The following is a 6,405-nucleotide window of genomic DNA, read 5'->3' on the forward strand; positions in this document are numbered from 1 at the left end:
CAATTTATTGGTCACGGCTGGGTGCGGCTCATAGGCCGAATATGAAATCGGCAACCGTGATACCAACATGGCCCCTCAACGGGCCGTACACAAGCGCTAGAAGAAACACCGCGAAACAGGCAAAAACGAGACCGTCGACACGGTCCATAACGCCGCCGTGGCCAGGGATGAGCTGGCTCGAGTCCTTCACGCCGAAACGCCGCTTGATGAAGGATTCGAACAGGTCGCCGATCTGGCTCGCCGCAGACAGGACAAACGCGAGAAAAACGACCCACACCGACAGCCTGCCGAAGGCCCAAAACGACACCAGCGAGCCCGCAATAATCGCGGAAACGGTTCCACCGATCGCGCCCGACCAGGTCTTGCCCGGTGATATGCGAGGCGCAAGCTTTGGACCCTTCAAGGCCCTTCCGACAAAGTATGCGAGAATGTCCGTCGACCAGACGACGGCGAAGACGAAGAGGATCGCTGCGAGCCCCCCCGCACCGACATCACGGATGGCAGCGAGAGAAATACCGCTCAGGCCCGAATAGAGAACCCCACCCGGCAACCACCAGGTTCCGCCGCTGATCAGGACCATAAGCGCCACGGTAATCACCAGGCCACTGAGCAGAGGCATGCTCATGTCGGGATCGCCAAACCCTATATTGGCGGAAAGAAGGATGATCCCCACCCAGCCGACCAGGTTGGCGCCATAGTTCCGCTCTGTCAGCTTCGTGATCGTCGACCACTCGAAGTAGACCAGCAATGCAATGGCTGCAGAGAGAACGCGGAAGGGCAGTCCACCCACCCAGGTGGCGGCCAGCACTACGGCAGCCATGACCAAGCCGGACCAGATCCGGCGCTTGAGCTCGGGGCTCATCAGCCAACCACCGCCGTTGTCGCGTCCGAAAGTCCGCCGAACCGACGATCACGGCTTGCGTAGATACGTAACGCCTCTGCGAACTGCTGTCGGTCGAAATCCGGCCAATAGCACGGCAGAAAGATGAATTCGGAATAGGCGGCCTGCCACAAAAGGAAGTTGGAAAGCCTTTCCTCGCCGCTCGTGCGGATGATCAGGTCGGGGTCCGGGATTCCTGCGGTATCCAGGCGACTGCTGATCGCATCGGCATTTATATCCTCAGCCTTCAACACGCCCGCCTCGACGTCCCTTGCCAACTTCACCGCCGCGCGCGCGATCTCGTCGCGAGAACCGTAATTGAAGGCAATCACGAGTGTCATCGCAGTATTGCCGCGAGTCGTCTCCTCCGCCTCCAGCAGTAGCGGCAGGATATCGCTCCGCAGGTTCTCACGCTCGCCGATGATGCGGATACGGATATTCTCCCGATGCAGGTCGGCCAGGTCGCGGCGGATGAACCGCCGCAAAAGCCCCAGCAAGTCCTCGATCTCGGATGGGGGCCGCGACCAGTTCTCGGAAGAGAAGGCGAAGAGCGTCAGATACTGGACGCCGGTCTCGCCGGCAACCTTCACGGCCTCGCGAACCGCCTCGACCCCCTTGTTGTGGCCGATGGTGCGCGGCAGGCCGCGCTGTTTCGCCCAGCGCCCATTACCATCCATGATGATGGCAACATGTCTTGGAATGACTGGGAGGTCGAGGTTCGTCATGATTATTCCGGTTGTCGGATGTCGGGATCGATGTACAGGCCCAACTAGACCTGCATGATTTCCTTTTCCTTCTCGCCAAGCAAGCGATCGACATCCGAAATCGTATCGTCTGTCATCTTCTGAACCTTGTCGGAGAGGGAACGGCCTTCGTCCTGACCGATGTCACCATCCTTCTCGGCCTTTTTGAGGCCATCCATGCCATCGCGGCGAACATGGCGAATCGCGACCTTGGCCTTCTCGGCGTAATCGTGCGCGACCTTCACCAGCGACTTGCGACGCTCTTCGTTGAGCTCCGGCAACGGAATACGCAGGTTCTGACCATCGACGATCGGATTGAGGCCAAGGTTGGATTCGCGAATGGCGCGGTCGACGGCACCGACCATCGACTTGTCCCAGATCGAAACCCCCAGCATGCGTGGCTCCGGCACGGTAATGTTGGCAACCTGATTCAGCGGCACGCGCGAACCGTAGGCTTCGACCATGACCGGATCGAGAATGTTGGCCGACGCGCGGCCCGTCCGCAGCGACGCAATATCGCTCTTGAAGGCGTTGATCGCGCCGTCCATCCGGCGCTTGATGTCGTTGAGGTCGACTGATCCAGTCATCCGAATAACTCCCTTATTCTTATCGGGCTGCCAAAAGACCCGTTCTCAGTTGTCTGCAACGATGGTCTTGCGACCACCACCGGTCAATATCTGGGCGAAACCGCCCTTTTCGTGAATCGAGAAAACGATAATCGGAATTGAATTCTCACGGGCAAGCGCCACCGCCGCCACGTCCATGACGGCAAGGCCCTTTTCGAGCACTTCGCCATGGGTCAGTTCCTCGAAACGTGTCGCCGTCGGATCCTTCTTGGGGTCGGCGGAGTAGATGCCGTCCACCTGGGTTCCCTTGAAGATCGCCTCTGCGCCGATTTCCGCGGCGCGCAGGGCAGCTGCGGAATCGGTCGTAAAGAAGGGGTTGCCGGTGCCGCCGGCGAAGATCACGACCCTGCCCTGCTCCAGATGGTGAAGCGTGCGCAGTTGGGTGAAGCTCTCGCAGATTTCCGGCATGGCGATCGCCGAAAGGACGACCGTATCGATGTTCAGCTTGCGCAGCGACGTCGCCAGCGCCAGCGCGTTGATCACCGTCGCCAGCATGCCCATGTGGTCGCCGGTCACCCGGTCACCACCCTTGGAGGCCACCGCGACACCGCGGAAGATATTACCGCCGCCAACCACAACGCCGACCTCGACGCCCATGGCCCGGGCGTCAGCAATGTCGGAGGCAATGCGATCGGACACGGCAACGTCGATCCCGAAACCCTGGCTCCCCATCATCGCTTCACCGGATGCCTTGAGAAGGACACGCTTGTAAATGGGCTTGGGGGACATGGGCACTCCTGACGTTTAACCGGCTTGCGGATACACGAAGGGCACCGCGTTGTCACGCGGTGCCCTTGTCGTTTTAGTGGGATAGGCTGAAGAGATCAGCCCTTGGCAGCAGCAGCAACTTCTGCGGCGAAGTCCGACTCTTCCTTCTCGACGCCTTCGCCGAGCAGAAGACGGGCCATGCCGGTGACTTCGATCGGAGCGCCGACTTCCTTCTCGGCTTCCTTGATTGCAGCACCAACCGTCAGTTCAGGGTTGATGACGAAGGCCTGCGACAGGAGCGCGACTTCTTCGAAGAACTTGCGCATGCGGCCGTCGACCATCTTTTCGATGATGGCTTCCGGCTTGCCGGATTCGCGAGACTGTTCGATGAAGACGTTGCGCTCACGCTCAGCAACTGCAGCGTCGACTTCTTCGGCGCGGATTGCAAGCGGAGCCGTTGCGGCAACGTGCATGGCAACCTGGCGGCCGATGGCGTTCAGGGCGTCCTTGTTGCCGGTCGACTTCAGAGCGACCAGTACGCCGAGCTTGCCGAGGCGGTCGGCAGCAGCGTTATGGATGTAGGTCGCGACAACGCCGTCTTCGACCGACAGGAGAACAGAACGACGCAGGCTCATGTTTTCGCCGATGGTGGCAACCGCATCCTTGATGGTGTCCGTTACGGACTTGCCTGTTGCCGGGTAGGTCGCAGCACTGACGGATTCGACCTTGCCATCGGTACCGAGTGCCACGTCGGCAACACCGCGAACGATGGTCTGGAAAGCGTCGTTACGGGCAACGAAGTCGGTTTCGGAGTTGACTTCGACGATGACGGCCTTGGTGCCTGCGCTGGCAACGCCGATGAGGCCTTCGGCAGCTGTACGGCCCGACTTCTTGTCGGCCTTGGCGATACCCTTGGCGCGCAGCCAGTCGATCGCTGCTTCGATGTCGCCGTTGTTTTCAGCCAGCGCCTTCTTGCAATCCATCATGCCTGCGCCAGACTTTTCGCGCAGTTCCTTCACCATTGCGGCTGTGATTTCGGTCATTGTGTGCCTCTTGTTTCAAGATCACCTTCGCCGGAAAATCATCGGCAAAGGCAGCGTTGGGGACGAATGTACCCGGAATTATGACAGGGTAATGAAAACCCTTCACGGGGAGGCAAGCCTCGACCCGTAGAAGGAAAGGCGGCGCAAGCGCCGCCTTTCAAGATGATCAGGCTTCTGCTTCGCCTTCGAGCGCTGGCTCGACCGGCGTTTCGGCGGACGCGCCGAGGTCACGTCCGGAAGCGCCCTGCTGGCGAGCGATGCCATCGATGGCAGCGCGTGCGATCAGGTCGCAGTAGAGAGCGATGGCGCGCGATGCGTCGTCGTTGCCCGGGATCGGATAGTCGATAAGGTCCGGATCGCAGTTCGAGTCGATGATGGCGACAACCGGGATGCCCAGGCGCTTCGCTTCGTCGATAGCGATCTTTTCCTTGTTCGTGTCGATGATGAACATCAGGTCCGGCGTGCCGCCCATGTCGCGGATACCGCCGAGAGCCTTTTCAAGCTTCTCGCGTTCGCGCTCGAGGTTCAGGCGCTCTTTCTTGGTGAAGCCCGAAGCGTCCGAAGAGAGGATCTCGTCGAGCTTGCGCAGACGCTGGATCGAGTTCGAAATCGTCTTCCAGTTCGTCATCATGCCGCCGAGCCAACGGGAGTTGACGTAGTACTGGGCAGAACGCTTCGCCGAGTCAGCGATCAGCTCCGAAGCCTGGCGCTTGGTGCCGACGAACAGAACGCGGCCGCCACGGGCAACGGTGTCCGAGATGACCTGCAGAGCGCGCGACAGCATCGGTACGGTCTGGGCAAGGTCGATGATGTGGATGTTGCTGCGATCGCCGAAGATGTACGGCTTCATCTTCGGGTTCCAGCGGTGCGTCTGGTGGCCGAAGTGGACGCCTGCTTCAAGCAGCTGGCGCATAGAGAAATCGGGCAATGCCATGCCTTTGTATCCTTTTCCGGTTGAACCTCCGCAAGGCGAACAGCACCCCCTTCGGGAATGCCACCGGGCGGAACCATCCGGATTTCTCCCGGACAACCCCATGCCTTACGTGTGGAATGATGGTGCGCATACAGCCGATCCCTGCGAAACGCAAGCGTAAAGCGGAATTTAACGCCGATCGGCCCCGCGCCGACGGTTCACCTATTCAGTGGCGGCCGCCAGTTCCTGCATTTCGGCGAGAACCGAATCCTTTTCATCTGCGCCGACTCGATGGATGTCGTCGATGACATATCGGCCGTCCTCCTTGATAAGGTCGAAATGCACTTCGTTCATGCTTTCCCGAAGTTCTGCCTGATCCAGGCAGCGCCAGAGCTTGAAGGTCACCTTTACCTCCGTGACACCAGCCTCTTCGCTGGCGCCATCGATAGTGACGTCCTCCAGGGGGCAGCCATCCTGCGATGCCGTCACCACGTCATAGCCGAACGGGTCGCCGGGTTCACCGTCGTCCGTATCGTAGGCCGGTCTCTTTTCCGCCTCGTGGTAGGCCGCCTGAAAGCGCTGGCTGAACAGGCGTTGCAGGGTTTCGCCCGCGAAGACATAGGTCCACTCGCTGTCGGTACTTGCCCAGTTCCGGGCAGTGACATCCATGACTTCACGGACCGGATCCATGGCTTCCGCGGCCGATACGGTACCGGCGATGAGAGTGAAGGCGGCGGCGAGCGCGAGGTTCCGCATGCGAGTCGTCCAAATAGTGTCAGGGTTCGCTGAACTTAGCCAAGGCTAGCCGATTGGCAATCACGATCTGCACCCTGGCCGCATCCGGGAGGCCATCACGAAATGCCATTTCCGGTCAGCGTATACCTTTGCGTTCCGGGCTGCGGATGCTATAGCGCAGCCCATTCGTGTCCAAACTGCCGGGAATTGACCCCTGCCAGAATTCGAAGAGGAATCCATGCAAAAGATCAAGGTAGCCAATCCGGTCGTCGATCTCGACGGCGACGAGATGACCCGCATCATCTGGCAGTTCATCAAGGACAAACTGATCCTGCCCTATCTCGATCTCGACATCGAATATTATGACCTTTCGGTCGAGAACCGCGACGCCACGGACGACCAGATCACCATCGACGCCGCCCATGCGATCAAGAAGCATGGCGTCGGCATCAAGTGCGCGACGATCACGCCTGATGAAGGCCGCGTCGAGGAGTTCGGCCTCAAGAAAATGTGGAAGAGCCCGAACGGGACGATCCGCAACATCCTGGGCGGCGTCATCTTCCGCGAGCCGATCATCTGCAAAAACGTGCCGCGCCTGGTGCCCGGCTGGACGCAGCCGATCATCGTCGGCCGCCATGCCTTCGGCGACCAGTACCGCGCCACGGACTTCACCTTCCCGGGCAAGGGCAAGCTGACCATGAAATTCGTCGGCGACGACGGGCAGGTCATCGAGCATGAGGTCTACAACGCACCGGCT

Annotated in this window: 8 protein-coding genes; 1 reads left to right on the forward strand and 7 read right to left on the reverse strand. The window is 60.1% G+C overall.

Annotation, left to right across the window (positions count from 1 at the left end):
• Positions 1 to 28: 28 nt before the first annotated feature.
• The 7 genes from LH464_RS06580 to LH464_RS06610 form a co-directional block, all read right to left on the reverse strand.
• Positions 29 to 862 carry a phosphatidate cytidylyltransferase gene (locus LH464_RS06580; protein WP_226785569.1) on the reverse strand — a complete coding sequence of 278 codons (834 nt, stop codon included), beginning with the start codon at positions 860 to 862 and terminating at the stop codon, positions 29 to 31.
• A complete protein-coding gene (locus LH464_RS06585; RefSeq protein WP_226785570.1) occupies positions 862 to 1,605 on the reverse strand; it encodes an isoprenyl transferase in 744 nt (247 codons plus the stop codon). Before LH464_RS06585 ends, LH464_RS06580 begins: the two co-directional genes overlap by 1 nt.
• 44 nt (positions 1,606 to 1,649) lie before the next feature.
• Positions 1,650 to 2,210, reverse strand: a complete 561-nt coding sequence (frr, locus tag LH464_RS06590; RefSeq protein WP_226785571.1) for a ribosome recycling factor — start codon at positions 2,208 to 2,210, stop codon at positions 1,650 to 1,652.
• Positions 2,211 to 2,255: 45 nt separating this feature from the next.
• Positions 2,256 to 2,978, reverse strand: a complete 723-nt coding sequence (gene pyrH / locus LH464_RS06595) for a UMP kinase (protein ID WP_226785572.1) — start codon at positions 2,976 to 2,978, stop codon at positions 2,256 to 2,258.
• A 95-nt stretch (positions 2,979 to 3,073) separates the two neighbouring features.
• On the reverse strand, positions 3,074 to 4,000 hold the full coding sequence (gene tsf / locus LH464_RS06600; RefSeq protein ID WP_226785573.1) for a translation elongation factor Ts: 927 nt from the start codon (positions 3,998 to 4,000) through the stop codon (positions 3,074 to 3,076).
• A gap of 166 nt (positions 4,001 to 4,166) precedes the next feature.
• Positions 4,167 to 4,934 carry a 30S ribosomal protein S2 gene (gene rpsB, locus LH464_RS06605; RefSeq protein ID WP_226785574.1) on the reverse strand — a complete coding sequence of 256 codons (768 nt, stop codon included), beginning with the start codon at positions 4,932 to 4,934 and terminating at the stop codon, positions 4,167 to 4,169.
• Positions 4,935 to 5,135: 201 nt separating this feature from the next.
• Positions 5,136 to 5,669 (reverse strand): hypothetical protein, encoded by a 534-nt coding sequence (locus tag LH464_RS06610; protein WP_226785575.1) that lies wholly within the window; start codon positions 5,667 to 5,669, stop codon positions 5,136 to 5,138.
• 217 nt (positions 5,670 to 5,886) lie between these two features.
• Here LH464_RS06610 and LH464_RS06615 point away from each other — a divergent pair.
• A partial coding sequence (locus tag LH464_RS06615) for an isocitrate/isopropylmalate family dehydrogenase (protein ID WP_255648279.1) occupies positions 5,887 to 6,405 on the forward strand: 519 nt, incomplete at its 3' end.

This window comes from Pseudorhizobium xiangyangii (assembly GCF_020531965.1).
Lineage (GTDB): Bacteria > Pseudomonadota > Alphaproteobacteria > Rhizobiales > Rhizobiaceae > Neorhizobium > Neorhizobium xiangyangii.

Excerpts from the sequence above, each read along its gene's own strand:
- LH464_RS06580 (WP_226785569.1), bottom strand. The coding sequence starts at position 862 with ATGAGCCCCGAGCTCAAGCGCCGGATCTGGTCCGGCTTGGTCATGGCT.
- LH464_RS06585 (WP_226785570.1), bottom strand. The coding sequence starts at position 1,605 with ATGACGAACCTCGACCTCCCAGTCATTCCAAGACATGTTGCCATCATC.
- frr (WP_226785571.1), bottom strand. The coding sequence starts at position 2,210 with ATGACTGGATCAGTCGACCTCAACGACATCAAGCGCCGGATGGACGGC.
- pyrH (WP_226785572.1), bottom strand. The coding sequence starts at position 2,978 with ATGTCCCCCAAGCCCATTTACAAGCGTGTCCTTCTCAAGGCATCCGGT.
- tsf (WP_226785573.1), bottom strand. The coding sequence starts at position 4,000 with ATGACCGAAATCACAGCCGCAATGGTGAAGGAACTGCGCGAAAAGTCT.
- rpsB (WP_226785574.1), bottom strand. The coding sequence starts at position 4,934 with ATGGCATTGCCCGATTTCTCTATGCGCCAGCTGCTTGAAGCAGGCGTC.
- LH464_RS06610 (WP_226785575.1), bottom strand. The coding sequence starts at position 5,669 with ATGCGGAACCTCGCGCTCGCCGCCGCCTTCACTCTCATCGCCGGTACC.